The sequence below is a fragment of the Mesorhizobium sp. M1078 genome, from assembly GCF_040318615.1.
GTDB lineage: Bacteria > Pseudomonadota > Alphaproteobacteria > Rhizobiales > Rhizobiaceae > Mesorhizobium.
Window position 1 is genome coordinate 641,841 of the sequence record NZ_JAMYMP010000001.1, and the last position, 15,357, is coordinate 657,197.

The 15,357-nt window shown below is 64.2% G+C and carries 18 protein-coding genes; 12 read left to right on the top strand and 6 right to left on the bottom strand.

The features are described 5' to 3' along the window. Nucleotides 1-40 precede the first annotated feature (40 nt). The 4 genes from sppA to lhpI all read left to right on the top strand — a co-directional run bounded on the left by sppA (nt 41) and on the right by lhpI (nt 2,756). On the top strand, nt 41-997 hold the full coding sequence (gene sppA, locus NKH38_RS03225; RefSeq protein ID WP_023728529.1) for a signal peptide peptidase SppA: 957 nt from the start codon (nt 41-43) through the stop codon (nt 995-997). 80 nt (nt 998-1,077) lie between these two features. After that, nucleotides 1,078-1,362 carry an integration host factor subunit beta gene (locus NKH38_RS03230; protein ID WP_006200394.1) on the top strand — a complete coding sequence of 95 codons (285 nt, stop codon included), beginning with the start codon at nt 1,078-1,080 and terminating at the stop codon, nt 1,360-1,362. 52 nt (nt 1,363-1,414) lie between these two features. After that, a complete protein-coding gene (locus NKH38_RS03235; protein ID WP_023691965.1) occupies nt 1,415-1,759 on the top strand; it encodes a lipopolysaccharide assembly protein LapA domain-containing protein in 345 nt (114 codons plus the stop codon). Between the two features lie 31 nt (nt 1,760-1,790). Continuing rightward, nucleotides 1,791-2,756 carry a bifunctional Delta(1)-pyrroline-2-carboxylate/Delta(1)-piperideine-2-carboxylate reductase gene (gene lhpI, locus NKH38_RS03240; RefSeq protein ID WP_023728530.1) on the top strand — a complete coding sequence of 322 codons (966 nt, stop codon included), beginning with the start codon at nt 1,791-1,793 and terminating at the stop codon, nt 2,754-2,756. Here lhpI and NKH38_RS03245 read toward each other — a convergent pair. The 4 genes from NKH38_RS03245 to NKH38_RS03260 form a co-directional block, all read right to left on the bottom strand. Beyond that, nucleotides 2,746-3,168, bottom strand: coding sequence for a VOC family protein (locus tag NKH38_RS03245; protein ID WP_023714120.1), 423 nt, complete (start codon nt 3,166-3,168; stop codon nt 2,746-2,748). The genes lhpI and NKH38_RS03245 overlap by 11 nt on opposite strands. A gap of 120 nt (nt 3,169-3,288) precedes the next feature. Then, nucleotides 3,289-3,720 carry an EVE domain-containing protein gene (locus NKH38_RS03250; RefSeq protein ID WP_023714121.1) on the bottom strand — a complete coding sequence of 144 codons (432 nt, stop codon included), beginning with the start codon at nt 3,718-3,720 and terminating at the stop codon, nt 3,289-3,291. Further along, nucleotides 3,717-4,127 (bottom strand): VOC family protein, encoded by a 411-nt coding sequence (locus tag NKH38_RS03255; RefSeq protein ID WP_023683064.1) that lies wholly within the window; start codon nt 4,125-4,127, stop codon nt 3,717-3,719. Before NKH38_RS03255 ends, NKH38_RS03250 begins: the two co-directional genes overlap by 4 nt. A 91-nt stretch (nt 4,128-4,218) precedes the next feature. Beyond that, nucleotides 4,219-4,917 carry a helix-turn-helix transcriptional regulator gene (locus tag NKH38_RS03260; RefSeq protein ID WP_023683063.1) on the bottom strand — a complete coding sequence of 233 codons (699 nt, stop codon included), beginning with the start codon at nt 4,915-4,917 and terminating at the stop codon, nt 4,219-4,221. Nucleotides 4,918-5,043: 126 nt separating this feature from the next. Here NKH38_RS03260 and NKH38_RS03265 point away from each other — a divergent pair, with 126 nt between their 5' ends. From NKH38_RS03265 to olsB, 6 genes are all read left to right on the top strand, one after another. After that, nucleotides 5,044-6,126, top strand: coding sequence for an RsmD family RNA methyltransferase (locus NKH38_RS03265; protein WP_023704208.1), 1,083 nt, complete (start codon nt 5,044-5,046; stop codon nt 6,124-6,126). Nucleotides 6,127-6,160: 34 nt separating this feature from the next. Beyond that, nucleotides 6,161-7,018, top strand: a complete 858-nt coding sequence (locus NKH38_RS03270; protein ID WP_023683061.1) for a TrmH family RNA methyltransferase — start codon at nt 6,161-6,163, stop codon at nt 7,016-7,018. Further along, entirely contained in the window at nt 7,015-7,503 is a 489-nt protein-coding gene (lspA, locus tag NKH38_RS03275) for a signal peptidase II (RefSeq protein WP_023728534.1), read from the top strand. The genes NKH38_RS03270 and lspA overlap by 4 nt, the downstream gene beginning before the upstream one ends. A gap of 105 nt (nt 7,504-7,608) precedes the next feature. Next, nucleotides 7,609-8,598, top strand: coding sequence for an acrylyl-CoA reductase (NADPH) (gene acuI / locus NKH38_RS03280; protein WP_352759070.1), 990 nt, complete (start codon nt 7,609-7,611; stop codon nt 8,596-8,598). A 142-nt stretch (nt 8,599-8,740) separates the two neighbouring features. Next, on the top strand, nt 8,741-11,029 hold the full coding sequence (locus NKH38_RS03285; RefSeq protein ID WP_352759072.1) for a response regulator: 2,289 nt from the start codon (nt 8,741-8,743) through the stop codon (nt 11,027-11,029). A 276-nt stretch (nt 11,030-11,305) separates the two neighbouring features. Next, nucleotides 11,306-12,181: a l-ornithine N(alpha)-acyltransferase gene (gene olsB / locus NKH38_RS03290; RefSeq protein ID WP_023683057.1), complete on the top strand. Its 876-nt coding sequence runs from the start codon at nt 11,306-11,308 to the stop codon at nt 12,179-12,181. Nucleotides 12,182-12,334: 153 nt separating this feature from the next. On the opposite strand, the gene NKH38_RS03295 is transcribed toward olsB, so the two are convergent. Together NKH38_RS03295 and grpE are read right to left on the bottom strand one after the other, a co-directional pair. Continuing rightward, a complete protein-coding gene (locus tag NKH38_RS03295) occupies nt 12,335-12,967 on the bottom strand; it encodes a trimeric intracellular cation channel family protein (RefSeq protein ID WP_352759297.1) in 633 nt (210 codons plus the stop codon). 123 nt (nt 12,968-13,090) lie between these two features. Then, nucleotides 13,091-13,720 carry a nucleotide exchange factor GrpE gene (grpE, locus tag NKH38_RS03300; protein WP_023691975.1) on the bottom strand — a complete coding sequence of 210 codons (630 nt, stop codon included), beginning with the start codon at nt 13,718-13,720 and terminating at the stop codon, nt 13,091-13,093. 259 nt (nt 13,721-13,979) lie between these two features. Between grpE and NKH38_RS03305 the strand changes: the two genes are divergently transcribed. Next, a complete protein-coding gene (locus tag NKH38_RS03305) occupies nt 13,980-14,180 on the top strand; it encodes a hypothetical protein (RefSeq protein WP_023669766.1) in 201 nt (66 codons plus the stop codon). An 84-nt stretch (nt 14,181-14,264) separates the two neighbouring features. Next, on the top strand, nt 14,265-15,287 hold the full coding sequence (locus NKH38_RS03310) for a fatty acid desaturase (protein WP_023691976.1): 1,023 nt from the start codon (nt 14,265-14,267) through the stop codon (nt 15,285-15,287). Nucleotides 15,288-15,357: the final 70 nt, after the last annotated feature.

The window sequence follows — 15,357 nt, forward strand, 5'->3', positions numbered from 1 at the left end:
GCTTTAAAAGCATCGCTTCCCACCGACTGTGAGGCAGACCATGGCACTGAGAGCCGACGACCTGATCGACCGCCGCCGCTTGCGGCGCAAGCTGACCTTCTGGCGCGGCGCCGCCATTGCCATCGTGGCCCTTGGGGTGATTGCGCTTGCAAGCTGGTTCTATGGCGGCGACCTCGGCGGTTCTTCCGTCGACCACATCGCCAAGGTCAGGATCGAAGGCACCATCACCGAGGACGAGGAACTGATCAAGCGGCTGGAAACCATCCGCACATCCTCGCAGGTCAAGGGCGTCATCCTGGCGATCGATTCGCCCGGCGGCACCACGGTCGGCGGCGAATCGATCTACGAGGAGGTGCGCAAGCTTGCCGCCGACAAGCCGGTGGTGGCCGAGGTCGGCACGCTGGCCGCATCGGCCGGCTACATGATCGCCAGTGCCAGCGACCATATCGTTGCCCGCAAGACGTCGATCGTCGGCTCGATCGGTGTGCTCATCCAGTATCCCGATGTCAGCGGTCTGATGGACAAGGTCGGCATCAAGCTCGAGGAAGTGAAATCCTCGCCGCTGAAGGCATCGCCCTCGCCCTTCAAGCCGACCAATGAAGACGAGCGAGCCATGGTCCGCAAGCTCATCCTCGACAGCTATGACTGGTTCGTCGGCATCGTCGCCGAGCGCCGCAAAATGACCCGCGATCAGGCACTGGCCCTTGCCGACGGCTCGATCTTCACCGGCCGCCAGAGCCTTGCCAACGGTCTGATCGACGCTGTCGGCGGCGAGAGCGTGGCGATCGACTGGCTGGCGACCAAGGGTGTCGACGCCAAGCTCAAGGTGGTGGAATGGAAGGACACCGAGCGGCGTGGCGGCTTCCTGTTCTCGAAAGCAATAGCGCGCAGCGTCGGCAGCGCGCTCGGCCTGTCGGAGGCCGGCAGCGACGTGCTTCACGAAATTGGCGCGGATCGCTTGTTTCTTGACGGTCTCGTTTCCGTCTGGCACCCTTGATCTGCCGGTTGGGGCGAGTAAAAAAGCAAATAAAATCATCCTGATAATTTGACCGCAGCGCTTTCACGGGGACCTTTCTGATGATCAAATCCGAGCTTGTGCAGATCATTGCCACGCGCAACCCGCATCTTTTCCTGCGCGACGTCGAAAACATCGTGGGAGCGATCTTCGACGAGATCACCGATGCCCTGGCGGAAGGCAATCGGGTCGAGTTGCGTGGCTTCGGCGCTTTTTCGGTGAAGAATCGCCCTGCCCGCACCGGCCGCAACCCGCGCACCGGCGAATCCGTCGAGGTCGAGGAGAAGTGGGTGCCGTTCTTCAAGACCGGCAAGGAATTGCGTGAAAGGCTGAATGGCGGCAAGTAGGCGCGGACCACGCGCCGACCTTATCAAGGCCTGCCTTCTCCAGGGAATCTCTATGTTGAACCGCTTCATACTTATCGTGGTCTTCGTGCCGCTCGCCGTCATCCTGATTGCGCTGGCCGTCGCCAACCGCGAGCTGGTCGCCTTCACGCTCGACCCGTTCAACCCCGGCAATCCGAAACTGACGCTGACCTTGCCGCTGTTCATCTTCCTGTTCGTGGCGCTCGCCATCGGCATGGTCGTCGGCAGCCTGGCGACCTGGGTCAAGCAGGGCCGCTACCGCAAGCTGGCGCGCCAGCGCGGCGTCGAGGCCGAGAATTTGCGCCAGGCGGTCAGCCGTATACCCGCCGTGCAGCAGGGCGCGGCCACCGGGCCGGCGCTGCCGAAGCCAACGGCCTGAAGCCGGCGCTTTTATCTTCGCGGAGTTTTGCATGCTGACCATTTCGGCCGACGCTGTCGACCAGGCGCTGACCTTTCCCGGGCTGGTCGAGACATTGCGCGCGGCCTTCCGCGAGGGTGCTGTGCAACCCGTCCGCCATCATCACGGGGTCGAGCGGCCCGACGGTGCCACATCCACGCTGCTTTTGATGCCGGCGTGGACCGACTTCCATGCGGCCGGCACGTCGGTCGGGGGTCATATCGGCGTCAAGATCGTCACCGTATCGCCCGACAACAACGCCATCGGCAAACCGGCGGTGATGGGGCTCTACCTCCTGCTCGACGGCGCCACCGGCGAGCCCGAAGCGCTGATCGACGGCCAACGGCTGACACAGTGGCGCACCGCTTGCGCCTCGGCGGTGGCGGCCTCCTATCTCGCCTGCGAGGACGCATCGCGGCTTCTGGTGGTCGGCGCCGGCGCGCTGTCGCCGTTCCTCGCCAAGGCGCACTCCGCGGTGCGGCCGATCAAGACCATCCGCATCTGGAACCGCACGCCCGCCAATGCCGAAAAGGTCGCGGCTGATTTGCGCGCGGACGGTTTCAACGCCGAGGCCGCAAGCGATCTCGACGCCGAACTCGCCGAGGCCGACATCGTCTCATCGGCGACGATCACGACGACGCCGCTGGTCAAGGGTGCGCTGCTCAAGCCGGGCGCGCATGTCGATCTGGTCGGCGGCTTCACGCCGACCATGCGCGAGAGCGACGACGACGCGATCGCGCGCGCCCGCGTCTATGTCGACACCCGCGCCGGCGCCACCAAGGAAGCCGGCGACATCGTCCAGCCGCTCGCCTCCGGCGTGCTGAAGCCGGAAGCCATCGTCGCCGATTTGCATGAGCTGGCGCGCGGGGAAAAACAGGGCCGGCAGAGCCCCACTGAGGTCACGCTGTTCAAGTCGGTCGGCGCCGCGCTTGAGGACCTTGCCGCCGGCATTGCCGTCTACAACGCGCTCAAGCAGTAGCGTCTGCGCCGGTTCTGCGATCGAACTTCCTGATCGCTTCCGCGCTGACCGGGGTGAAGAAGTTCACCAGATTGCCATCGGGATCGCGCAGCAGCAGCGACCGGTTACCCCATGGCATCGTCGTCGGCGTCTGTACGAAATCGCCGATAATTTTCGCCAGCCTGCTGTACTCAGCATCAACATCGGCGACGCGAAACTCGATGATCGCTGAGCGATTGGCGGCCGGCTGCGCCACATCAGTTCCGAACAGGGCCAGCGTGCGGGTGCTGCCGATCGCCAGTGTGCAGGACGGCGTTGCCAGTTCGGCGAAATCGTCTGTGAACCAGGTTGCGGTAAGCCCGGTGATCGTGTCGTAGAATGCCACCAAGGGCTTGATCTGATCGGTAATGATGCGGATCGAGACGAAGTCCATCTTATTCTCCTGGGGCAAGCGCGACGCTATCTGAAGACAATCGCTTGTCGCACAAGGCTGCTGACAACTTGGTGTCAGCAGCCTTGTCACGGTGCCTTGCCGATCCGGCGGCTGGATGCTTCAGCCTGCCTTCATGGCAGCGCCCATCGCCTCGGCGATCAGCGCGAAATCATGCGCCGTAATTTCGAACAGGCCAAAGCGCAGTTGATAACCCCAGTTCGATTTGCCCGCGGTGAAGTCGAGCTGCTCGAGCAGCGGCTTGATCGGCGCCTCCTCGGCCTTGGCCCATTCGACATCCCTGCGGAACGGCGTGAAGCCACCGCCCATGTCGCCCTGATAAGGCTCGCCTTCGCGCACGGTGCCGATTGCCGTGAAGGCCTGCAGGCCGTCCTTCTCGCGCAGAATTGTGGTCGGCGAGTAGTAGATGATGCCGTCGCCGGGCTTGATGCGGCGCAAAGGTGCCGCCTTGCCGTGGTTGACCTGCATGAAGCCGGCCTCGCGGCCGCGCCGGACATGTTCGGCGGAAGCGACCGCGATCCAGTGCGCACTCATTTCTGTTCTCCATTGGCCTGTTCCCCATTGGCCTGTTCTCCGTCGTTCAGCCAGTAGACGCGCAGCCGGTGCTTGTCGGGATCGAGCGCAACGAAGGTGCGGCCGAAGTCCATGTCGGTCGGCGTCTGCAGAACGGTCAAGCCGCGTCCTGCCCAGTCCGTGTAGGCGGCGTCCACCGCATCAGGCCGGTCCAACGCGAAGACGAGCTCCGCACCGCCGCCCGCGGCCGCGGCCGACGGCTCCACCGTGTGGCGCGACCACAGGCCGAGCTTGAAGCCATTGTCGAGCACGAACAGCACGAAGGTCGGCGACGTCTCCACCGGCTGGCGTCCCAGCAGCGCACCGTAGAAGGCGCCGCTCCGCTCCGGGCTGTCGACATAAAGGATGACGAAATTGGGGGTGTTCATGTCTGCTCTCCAGGGTTTCGATTGGAGGAGCATAGGTGACCCCACTGTCAGATTCTGGCAGCAGCGTCTTGTGGGCGCGTGGAAAGGAGCATTAAGCGCCAGGCTGGCGCTTCGGTGCGTCCAGCGTCGCGCGCCATTCCTTCAGCAGCGCCTGCCGACGACGCGGATAGCGGATATACGTGGTGTTGAGCCCCGACATCCGGTCGGCGCGAAAATGTCTGAAATCCTGCCGCGTCTCGCACCAGGCCACCACCACCCGCACCTTGTCGAAAAAGCCGAGCGCGAATGGCCAGATCAAGCGCTCGGAGGCGGCGCCGCCGGCGTCGCGGTAAAGAAAGCCGAGTTTTCTCTCGTTGCGGATCGCCTGGCGCACCAGGCCAAGGTCGATGCTTTCGACAGCATCGCCGTGCGGCCCGACCAAAAGCGCGGTCGCATCGAGGTCCTCGCGCAGATCATCCGGCAGCACAGCGGCGATCTTGGCCAGCGCGTCGGTGGCGGCGGCCGACAGCCGCTTGTCCGGTTGTCTGGCAACCCAACGCGATCCCAGAACGATGGCCTCGATCTCCTCGTCGGTGAACATCAGCGGCGGCAGCATGAAGCCGGGTTTCAGCACATAGCCCAGCCCAGCCTCGCCCTCGATCGGCGCGCCTTGCCCCTGCAGCGTGGCAATGTCGCGGTAGAGCGTTCGGATCGAAACGTCCATCTCGCCGGCAAGCGTGCGACCGCTCACCGGCCGGCGATGCCGGCGCAGGATCTGGATCAAGTCGAGCAGGCGTTCGGAACGGGACATGATTCCAGATTTGCCTGTTTCCTCAGCGAGGTCCACCACCTCAGACATTCGCACGCTGGACCATTTTGTTTGCGCAGCCGGTGACCCTATGTCAAAAGCGGCCTGCCGCCTCCGGAGACGCTCTGCTTGAAGTCTTTTCGCGACAAACGCCGCGACAACCGTCCGCCCGCAAAAGGCAGGACCGAACATGCGCGGCCACAGCCGGAGACCGTACCAATCCGACCCGAAGCCAGACAGCAACGCCACGAAACAAAACCGGACGACCGGTCTGATCCGAAGCCCGCCCCCCGTATCCTGGCGCGTCGCGAAGGCATCCTGCCCACTGAGCGCCTGCCGGTGATCCTCGAAGTGGCGCCCAATCAGGATTATGCACTGCTCGACAGCGGTGCCGGCGAGAAGCTCGAACAATACGGCCCCTACCGCATCGTGCGGCCCGAGGGACAGGCGATCTGGCAAAAGGCCTTGCCCGCCAGGGACTGGGACCGAGCCGACGCCATCTTCACCGGCGACACCGACGAGGAAGGCATCGGCCGCTGGCGGTTCCCGAAGGTACCGCTGGGCGAGACCTGGCCGATGAAGCATGACGGCATCGACTATCTCGGCCGCTTCACCTCGTTTCGCCATGTCGGCGTCTTCCCCGAGCAGGCTTCGCACTGGGACCATATGGCCAGCCTGATCGCGGCGGCCAACCGCCCGGTCAAGGTGCTGAACCTGTTCGGCTATACCGGGCTCGCGTCTCTCGTAGCCGCCCGCGCCGGTGCCGAGGTCACCCATGTCGATGCCTCCAAGAAGGCGGTCGGCTGGGCGCGCGAAAACCAGGAAATGGCCGGTCTCGGCAGCAAGCCGATCCGCTGGATCGTCGACGATGCTGTGAAATTCGCCGAGCGCGAAGAGCGCCGCGGCAGCCGCTACGACATCATCCTGTTCGACCCGCCCGCCTATGGCCGCGGCCCCAAGGGCGAGGTCTGGCAGTTGTTCGAGGACCTGCCCGGCCTGACCGATCTTTGCCGCGCGATCCTGACGCCGAAACCGCTCACCGTGGTGCTGACCGCCTATTCCATCCGCGCCTCCTTCTTCGCCATCCATGCCTTGATGCGCGACACCTTTGCCGGCATGGGCGGCACCGTTGAATCAGGCGAACTGATCATCCGCGAGCAATCCGCCGGCCGGGCGCTGTCGACATCGCTGTTTTCGCGCTGGGTGGCCTGAATGCCCGGGAGACCTGAATGCCCGGGAGTCCCGAATGAATGAGCGGCACGCAGGTGCGCCCGGGCAGGTCAAGGAAGTCACCAGCCTTGCCAATCCGCTGATCAAGGACATCAAGGCGCTCGCCCAGAAGAAATTCCGCGACCAGCAGAACGCCTTCATGGCCGAAGGGCTGAAGCTGGTCATCGACGCCCTCGACCTCGGCTGGTCGATCAGGACGCTGGTTTTCGCCAAGGCCGGACGCGGCAATGCGGCGGTCGAAAAGGTGGCGGCGCGCACGGTTGCCGCCGGCGGCACCGTGCTCGAAGTGTCCGAAAAAGTGCTGGTCGCCATCACCCGCCGCGACAATCCGCAAATGGTGGTCGGCGTCTTCCGGCAAAAACTGCTGCCGCTAAGAGACATCCGCGCTCACGACGGCGACGTCTGGGTGGCGCTCGACCGGGTGCGCGATCCCGGCAATCTCGGCACCGTCATCCGCACCGTCGATGCCGTCGGCGCCAAGGGCGTCATCCTGGTCGGCGAAACCACCGATCCGTTTTCGGTCGAAACCGTGCGCGCCACCATGGGCTCGATCTTCGCCGTGCCGGTGACCAAGGCGACGCCGGAAGCATTTCTGGCTTGGCGAAACAGCTTCTCGGGCCTGGTGGTCGGCACCCACCTGAAGGGTGCGGTCGACTACCGCTCGGTCGATTTCTCCCGAGGACCGGTGCTCTTGATGATGGGCAATGAGCAGCAGGGCCTGCCCGACAATCTGGCGGAAAGCTGCGACCGGCTGCTGCGGATTCCGCAGGCCGGCCGCGCCGATTCACTCAATTTGGCGGTCGCCACCGGAATCATGCTGTTCGAGATTCGGCGCGGAGCGCTGAAACTTGCCCCCGAGGACGCCACATCGTGAAATCATGGTCTCCCTATGCGCTGCTGGTGGTGGTGGCAATCGCGCTCGACCAGTGGATAAAGCATCTGATCGAGACCGGCCTCGGCTTCCAGGAAAAGCTCGACCTGGTGCCATTCCTGGCGCTGTTTCGCACCTACAATACCGGCATCGCCTTCTCGATGTTCTCGTCCTTCGGCGACACCGGCCTGGTCGTCATCGCGGTCGTGGTCGTTGCCTTTGTGCTTTACCTCGCAACGCGCACCCCCGCCGGCCATGTGCTGGCCCGCATCGGCTTTGCATTGATCATCGGCGGTGCGATCGGCAATCTGATCGACCGCGCCGTCTACGGCCACGTCATCGACTATATATTGTTCCACACGCCGGTATGGTCCTTCGCCGTCTTCAACCTCGCCGATGCCTTCATTTCGGTCGGCGCGGCGCTGGTCGTCTTCGACGAGTTCATAGGCTGGCGGCGCGAGGCCAAGCCGCAAGGCCCAGAAGCCTGACGGCCCGACTCTTTTGACCAATTGACCTCGCCGGACGGTCGCCGCACAGTTCGGCCAGAGCCAGCCAATGCCGACCGCCAGCCTTTGCGAAGCCGAGGAGAAGAGATGCCTGAAACCTTCAAAGCCATCCTCGTTTCGCGCGACGCCGAAAAGAAACAGTCGGTGGAGGTCGTCGATTTCGGCGAAGCCGATCTGATGGAAGGCGACGTAACCGTCGCGGTCGAGGCGACGACGGTCAACTACAAGGACGGGCTGGCCATCACTGGGAAAGCGCCAGTGATCCGCCGCTGGCCGCTGGTGCCGGGCATCGATTTCGCCGGAACCGTCCTCTCCTCATCGCATGCCGACTGGCGCAAGGGCGACAAGGTCATCCTCAATGGCTGGGGCGTCGGCGAGACGCATTTCGGCGCCTATGCCGGGCGCGCCCGCGTCAACGGCGACTGGCTGGTGCCGTTGCCCGACGGCATCAGCGCGCACGATGCGATGGCGGTCGGCACCGCCGGCTCTACGGCCATGCTCAGCGTCATGGCGCTGGAGCGGCACGGCATCCTGCCGGATCGCGGCCCGGTGGTGGTGACGGGTGCAGCCGGCGGCGTTGGGTCGGTCGCGGTCTCGATCCTGTCCAGCCTTGGCTATCACGTCATCGCCTCGACCGGCCGCAACGCCGAAAGCTCCTATCTGATCGACCTCGGTGCCGCCGAAGTGATTTCGCGCGAGGAACTCTCCCAGCCGGCCAAGCCGCTGGCCAAGGAGCGCTGGGCCGGCGGCATCGATGCCGTCGGCAGCCACACGCTGGCCAATGTGCTGTCGATGACCGCCTATGGCGGCGCGGTCGCCGCCTGCGGCTTGGCGGGTGGCATGGATCTGCCGTCGAGCGTCGCCCCGTTCATCCTGCGCGGCGTCTCGCTGCTCGGCATCGATTCAGTGATGGCGCCAAAGGCTGTGCGGCTGGAAGCCTGGCGCCGCATCGGCAGCGATCTTGATCTCAAGAAGCTCGCCGGCCTGTCGACGACCATCGGCTTCGACGGCATCATCACCGCCGCCCATGACATCGTCGAGGGCAAGATCAGGGGCCGCGTGGTTGTCGATATGTGAGGCTCCCGAAGCATGATCCCGAAAGGGAATCAGGTTTCGGAAAAGATCAGGCGATGCGGAAAACCGCCAAAAATGCATGACCGCTAAAATTCGAACGATCCGCCGCGCTTTTCCATAATCTCTATCTGGCAAGGAGTTCCGCATGATCGCGGAGTCCGCCAGGAAAGAGAAGAGCCCCGCCGAAAGCATCGACGGGCCGAACCCGGCGACGCCCAAGCGGCAGCATGTTGCCGCGCCGCCGCTGGCGCCGGATTTGCCGCGCCCCACGTCCGAGGGCCTGCCGTTCCTGACGGTGGTCGCCAGTGTCGTGCTGGCGGGCCTATCCCACCTCACCGGCGCGCCAATCTTCATCACCCTTGGCTTGTTGGCGACAGGCGTTGCCGGCGTCGCCATGCACCTGCGCAGCCGGCGCACCGTACGTCGCGCGGCGGCCTTGCTCGACGAAACCGCGGCCCGCAGCCGCGCCGAGATCGAGACGCTGGCCGACCGCATGTGGGAGATGCAGGAGAGCGAGGAGCGTTTTCGCGGGCTGATCGATGCGCTCGGCGATCTCGTCGTCCACCGCGACCGCGACGGCCACATCGTCTATGCCAACATGGTTTTCGCCGGCCTCGTCGGAACCGATCAGCGCGACCTTGCCGGCAGGACTCTGGCCGACCTCGGCATCGATGTCGGTATCGTTCCCGACGCCGCCTTTTCGGATCACGAATGCCTGAGTTCCACCGACGTCTCCATCCGCACGCCGAACGGTCCGCGCTGGTTCTCGTGGATCGAACTGTCGGTGCGCGACAAGGATAGCGGCGCCGTCTCGCACCGGGCGATTGCCCGTGACATCACCGCCCGCAAGCGCGCCGAATCCTCGTTGATCACCGCGCGTGAGCGCGCCGAATATGCCAGCCAGGCCAAGTCGCGCTTCCTCGCCACCGTCAGCCATGAGATCCGCACGCCGATGAACGGCATCATGGGCATGGCCAAGCTTCTGGCTGACACCAATCTGTCGCCCGAGCAGCGCACCTATGTCGGCGCTGTCTCGACCTCGGCCAGCGCCCTTTTGGCGCTCATCGAGGATTTGCTCGACTATTCCAAGATAGAGGCCGGCCGTTTCGACCCGGAGCCGCAGCCGACATCGCTGCGCGAAATCGCCGACAACATCATCGAACTGATGGCGGCGAAAGCCTTCGCCAAGAACATCGGCCTCGGCTGTCATGTCGAGCCCGACGTGCCACAGATGATCATGGCCGATCCGGGAAGAGTCAGGCAGGTGCTGCTCAACCTGATCGGCAATGCGATCAAGTTCACCGACACCGGCGGCGTGCTGGTTTCTGTTGCACGGGCCCGCACCGAGACCAGCGACCGCATCTGCTTCACCGTCGCCGACACCGGCCCTGGCCTGCGCGAAGAGGATATGGGGCGCATCTTCGAGGAGTTCGAACAGTCCGACGGCACCTCGACCCGCACCCATGGCGGCGCCGGCCTCGGTCTGGCCATATCGAGGCGCCTGGTCGCCGCCATGGGCGGTGCCATTTCGGTGTCGAGCCGGCTTGGCGAGGGATCGGAATTCGTCTTCGAGATCCCGGCCGCAGGAGCAACCGAGGCACCGCAGAACCGGCAGAACATCCTGGCCGGCCGGCGCGCCGTGATCGTGTCGAAGAACGCCGTCGAGGCCGACGCCATCGCCCGCACCATCCGCGTCCATGGCGGCGCCGTCCACGTCGCCGCAACCGCTTCCCAGGCGACGCCCTTCGCCGAACATTGCGATGTGCTGTTGATCGACGCGGCCCTGGAGGACGGCGACGGCAGACTGCTCAAGCGGCTGCGCCAGAGTGGCTTTGCCGATTGCGAGGCGATCACGCTGATCGCGCCGACCGACCGCGGCATGCTTGGCGAATTCCGCACCAACGGCTACGCCACCTTCCTGGCGAGGCCGGTGCGCGGCGAAACCCTGCTGCGCGTGCTGCTGACCAGTCATGCCCCTGCCTTGCCGCCGCCCAAGCCGGAAAAGACCGGCTCGTCCTCGCTTCGTGCCCATGGCGGGCGCCAGCAAGGTTTGTCGGTGCTGATCGCCGAAGACAACGACATCAACGCCATGCTTGCCCGCGCCACGCTTTTGAAGGCGGGACATCGCGTGAAAGTGGTCGGCAATGGCAAGGCCGCGGTCGAGGCGGTGACCGAAGCCGGGCTGAAAAATCGCTTCGATGTGGTGCTGATGGATTTGCACATGCCGGTTATGGACGGGCTGGACGCGATCGCCGCCATCCGCCGCCACGAGGAGGAAATGGCTGTGCCGCCGGTTCCGATCATGGTGCTTTCGGCCGACAGCCAGGAAAAGACCCGCCACACCGTGCTCGCCCATGGCGCCAGCGGCTTTGTCACCAAGCCGCTCGATCCCGACGCGCTGGTCCATGCCGTCGAGGGCCAGGTGGCCGCCTGAATTCATGTCGCTCAAAAGTGGCCCCGGTTTTGAGAAGACGACATGCACAAAACAAAGACTTGAAGCGCGTCGCGTGAATCGTCCCAGCGCGACGCGCTTCAAGGCGACGCTGGCGCAATCCTCGCGTCACGTAGGTAGCCGAATGAGGGTTTTCGCCAGCCGACGAAGTATTGCCCGTCGCGCCGTATCACGGTACTGTCACAATCCTGTTGCACCTACACCGTATCCCCGTGCCAAGAGGGATGGCTCGAAGGAGAATCACTCGTGCATACAGTTATGCCGGAATGTGACACTCGGCCCAGCGCAGGCGGCGCTTTGCTCGCCGCGCGGAACGCCGATGCCGTCGCAACAGGCGCACCGCTGGGCCGTATCGGCAATCTCGAAGTGCGGCTTGCCCGCAATGAGGCCGAAATCGCCGCCGCCCAGGAAGTGCGCTACCGGGTGTTTTATGACGAGCTTGGCGCCAGGAAGGACCTGTTCCAGGCGCAGGACCGGCGCGACGCCGACCGCTTCGACCCGCTGTGCGACCATCTCCTCGTGCTGGACACTTCGATCTCCGGCCCCGAGCATCGCCGCATCGTCGGCACTTACCGCCTGCTGCGGCAAGAGATTGCCGCGACCGCCGGCGGCTTCTATTCCGAAGGCGAGTTCGAACTGACCAAGCTGATCGCCCGCCATCCTGGCCAGCGCTTCCTTGAGCTCGGCCGCTCCTGCGTGCTGCCGGAATACCGCTCGAAGCGCACCATCGAGGCGCTGTGGCAAGGCATCTGGGCCTACATCAACCACTATGAGATCGGCGTGATGACCGGTTGTGCCTCGTTCCCTGGCACGGTGCCGGCTGCGCATGCCGAGGCGCTCACCTACCTTGCCCATCACTGCCGGACCAACTCCGCCTGGGATGTGCGGGCGGTCTCCGGGCGCTATTGCTCGATGGACCTGATGCCGATCGAGGCGGTCAACGCCAAGGCGGCGATTGCGGCCATGCCGCCGTTGGTCAAGGGCTATCTGCGCGTCGGCGCCCGCATCGGCGACGGCTGCGTCATCGACCGTGAGTTCTCCACCGTCGATGTGTTCGTGGTGATGCCGGTCAAGGAAATCGGCGCCCGCTACGTCAACTATTATGGCGGGGAAGCGCAGCGCTTTGCGGCGTGAGGCAGTAGGCAGTAGGCAGTAGGCAGTAGGCAGTAGGCAGTAGGCAGTAGGCAGTAGTGAAGGCTGCCGCGAATGCTGACTACCGACTATTCTATTCCCTATTCCCTATTCCCTATTCCCTATTCCCTATTCCCTATTCCCTAATCCCTCTCCCTACGGAATATCCTCCGGTCGCCGTCCCGGGCGGCTCTTGTAGGACGGAAAGGTCCAGCCGAATTTCAGCGCGCCGCCGCGCACCAGGAAAGCCGCGACGAAGCCGGCGATATCCGAGGCGAGCGGCGGCAGGCCGGCAAGATCGCCAAGTGTGTAGAGGCCGGCGCCCGCGAGTGCGGCGGTGACGTAGATTTCGGGCCTGAGCAGCACCGATGGCTCGCTGGCCAGCAGATCGCGCAGGATGCCGCCGAACGTAGCGGTCAGCACGCCCATAACAACGGAGACGACCGGCGAGCCGGTGATGGCCAGCCCCTTGGCCGCGCCCATTACCGAAAAGGCCGCCAATCCGATGGCGTCGAGCCAGAGCAGCCATTTCCAGCGGGATTCGACGCGGTGAGCGATGAAGAAGACCAGCACCGCAACCGCCGCGCAAACCAGCACATAGCCGGAGTTGGCGACCCAAAAGACGGGCAGGTTGAGGATGACGTCGCGAAGCGTGCCGCCGCCAATGCCGGTGACGCTGGCCAGAAACAGGAAGCCGATAATGTCGAGCTGCTTGCGCGAAGCCGCCAACGCCCCGGTCGCGGCAAAGACGGCGACGCCGGCATAGTCGAGGAGGTCGATGGGTGTCAGGGACATGAGGTAGTAGGGATTGGGAATTAGGGAAAGTATGAACACGAAGCCGCGCGATTGATACGCCTGCCTATTCCCTATTCCCTATTCCCTATTCCCTATTCCCTACTGCCTATTCCCTACTCACGCATCCTTCTCGGCCTGCTCGTTCACCGGCCCCGGCTCGACCGGCGCTTCGGTGGCCGCGATCTTGGGGCCGCCCTTGGCGACCCCGACCATGGCCGGCCGCAGCACGCGCTCGCCGATCGAATAGCCCGGCTGCACGACCTGGACGACCGTGTTGGCCGGCACATCGGGATTGGGCACTTCGAACATCGCCTGGTGGAAATTCGGGTCGAACTTCTCACCTTCCGGTTCGAGCTTCTTCACCCCATGCCGTTCCAGCGTCGACAGCATGGCGCGCTCGGTGATCTCGACGCCGTCGATCAGCGCCTTGAAGCCGGCATCTCCGGCCGCTTTCGCCTCGGCGGGGATAGCATCGAGCGCGCGGCGCAGATTGTCCGACACCGACAGCATGTCGCGGGCGAAATTGGCCACCGCATAGGCGCGCGCATCATGCACGTCGCGGGCGGTGCGGCGGCGCAGATTCTCCATCTCGGCTGCGACGCGCAGCGCGCGGTCCTTCAGCTCCTCGTTTTCCTTCAGCAGCCGCACCAGCGCTTCATAGTCGCCGTCGATGCCGCCTTGCGTGCGCTCGGCCTCGGCCGTTTCGATATCCTCGGGCGCGCGTTCGTCTTTTGTCTGGTCGCTCATCGCCATTTCCCGTCATTCGAATGGTTTGGATTTGCGCCCGATATCGAGGTTTGGCGGCCAAAAATCAAGGGGCAAGCCAAGAAGGACGCCCAACAGCAGACAATGTTGCGGGCTGCCCGTCGGACTTGGTGCGGGACGCAAAGACGTTCAGAATTAATTCAAACTTTACCGTAACGGCAGCCTTTGCTTGCCAATCCCCCGCTATGGGGAACCATTCAAAGCTTGGAGGAGTTTTGAAACCGACACAGGATTTGAGATCATGGACCGCAATACTGGCAACAGAAGCGAAGAGCTCGCCGCCGACATCAGGCGCCAGTTCGGCACCGAGGCGACGACGCGCTTCTTGCGCACCTTGCCGGCCTTCCGCACCGAGGCCGACATTCCCGCCCGTTTCCGGGACCTGCTCGATCGGCTGGACGGCATAGAAGCCAGCATGGCCGGCGGCCAACGCCGTCAATAGCGATGCAATCGCGCGACAATTACGCGCAGTAATTTCGCGTGAGCTTTTCCTTGCAGCAGCGGGACGCCCCGCCTATGCTTCCTGATGAACATGATTTCCCCCGAGACGGCCGCCAACAGCAAGCGCGCCTGGTTGAAGATCCTGGCGCGCTACAAGAAGCCCGACCGGCGACGCAGCACTCTTGAACTCGCCATCACCCTTATTCCTTTCGTTACGCTGTGGGCGCTGTCTTCGGCAGCCTATTCCTATGGCCACTGGTGGGGCTTGATCCTGATCCTTCCCGCCGCCGGTTTTCTGGTGCGGATCTTCATGATCCAGCACGATTGCGGCCACGGCTCCTTCTTCGCCAACCGCACTGCCGACGACTGGATCGGCCGCGCGCTCGGCGTGCTGACGCTGACCCCTTACGATTGCTGGCGGCGCGCGCACGCCACCCATCACGCCAGCGCCGGCAATCTTGACGAGCGCGGCATGGGCGATATCAGGACGTTGACGGTTGCTGAATACCGGCAGCTGTCTTGGCGGGGACGCCTTGCCTATCGTCTCTACCGCCATCCCCTGGTGATGTTCGGCCTCGGGCCGATCTGGCTGTTCATCTTCGAGCAGAGGCTGCCCGTCGGCATGATGCGCGGCGGCCTGACGCCCTGGGTGTCGTCGATGACCACCAATCTCGGCATCGCGGTTGCGGCAGCGCTGCTTATCTGGCTGGTCGGCCCCGGCGCTTTCCTGATCGTCCATTTGCCGATCGTGATCCTGGCCGGATCGGCCGGCATCTGGCTGTTCTACGTCCAGCACCAGTTCGAGGAGACGGAATGGGCGAAGGACGAAGAGTGGGAATTCCAGCGTGCCGCCCTGCACGGCTCGTCCTATTACGATTTGCCGCCGGTGCTGAACTGGTTCACCGGCAATATCGGCGTCCATCACGTGCACCATCTCTCGGCCAAGGTGCCGGGGTACCGGTTGCAGGAAGTGCTGCGCGACTATCCGGAATTGCGCGGCATCGGCCGCGTCACGCTTCTCGACAGCCTGCGCTGCGTCAAGCTGGCGCTATGGGACGAGAATCGCCGCAAGCTGATCTCGTTTCGCGAAGCGCGGGCCTTGGCCTAAAAGCATTCCAGCAAAGTGAAGCGGTTTTCCCGGGAAAACCGCGCAGCGCTTTCCCTCGGGATCGCATAAA

Coding starts and splice junctions, on each gene's coding strand:
- olsB (WP_023683057.1), top strand. CDS start 11,306: ATGCCGGAATGTGACACTCGGCCCAGCGCAGGCGGCGCTTTGCTCGCC.
- NKH38_RS03250 (WP_023714121.1), bottom strand. CDS start 3,720: ATGAGTGCGCACTGGATCGCGGTCGCTTCCGCCGAACATGTCCGGCGC.
- sppA (WP_023728529.1), top strand. CDS start 41: ATGGCACTGAGAGCCGACGACCTGATCGACCGCCGCCGCTTGCGGCGC.
- NKH38_RS03245 (WP_023714120.1), bottom strand. CDS start 3,168: ATGGACTTCGTCTCGATCCGCATCATTACCGATCAGATCAAGCCCTTG.
- NKH38_RS03285 (WP_352759072.1), top strand. CDS start 8,741: ATGATCGCGGAGTCCGCCAGGAAAGAGAAGAGCCCCGCCGAAAGCATC.
- NKH38_RS03310 (WP_023691976.1), top strand. CDS start 14,265: ATGAACATGATTTCCCCCGAGACGGCCGCCAACAGCAAGCGCGCCTGG.
- NKH38_RS03260 (WP_023683063.1), bottom strand. CDS start 4,917: ATGTCCCGTTCCGAACGCCTGCTCGACTTGATCCAGATCCTGCGCCGG.
- NKH38_RS03235 (WP_023691965.1), top strand. CDS start 1,415: ATGTTGAACCGCTTCATACTTATCGTGGTCTTCGTGCCGCTCGCCGTC.
- acuI (WP_352759070.1), top strand. CDS start 7,609: ATGCCTGAAACCTTCAAAGCCATCCTCGTTTCGCGCGACGCCGAAAAG.
- NKH38_RS03255 (WP_023683064.1), bottom strand. CDS start 4,127: ATGAACACCCCCAATTTCGTCATCCTTTATGTCGACAGCCCGGAGCGG.
- grpE (WP_023691975.1), bottom strand. CDS start 13,720: ATGAGCGACCAGACAAAAGACGAACGCGCGCCCGAGGATATCGAAACG.
- NKH38_RS03270 (WP_023683061.1), top strand. CDS start 6,161: ATGAATGAGCGGCACGCAGGTGCGCCCGGGCAGGTCAAGGAAGTCACC.
- NKH38_RS03305 (WP_023669766.1), top strand. CDS start 13,980: ATGGACCGCAATACTGGCAACAGAAGCGAAGAGCTCGCCGCCGACATC.
- lhpI (WP_023728530.1), top strand. CDS start 1,791: ATGCTGACCATTTCGGCCGACGCTGTCGACCAGGCGCTGACCTTTCCC.
- NKH38_RS03230 (WP_006200394.1), top strand. CDS start 1,078: ATGATCAAATCCGAGCTTGTGCAGATCATTGCCACGCGCAACCCGCAT.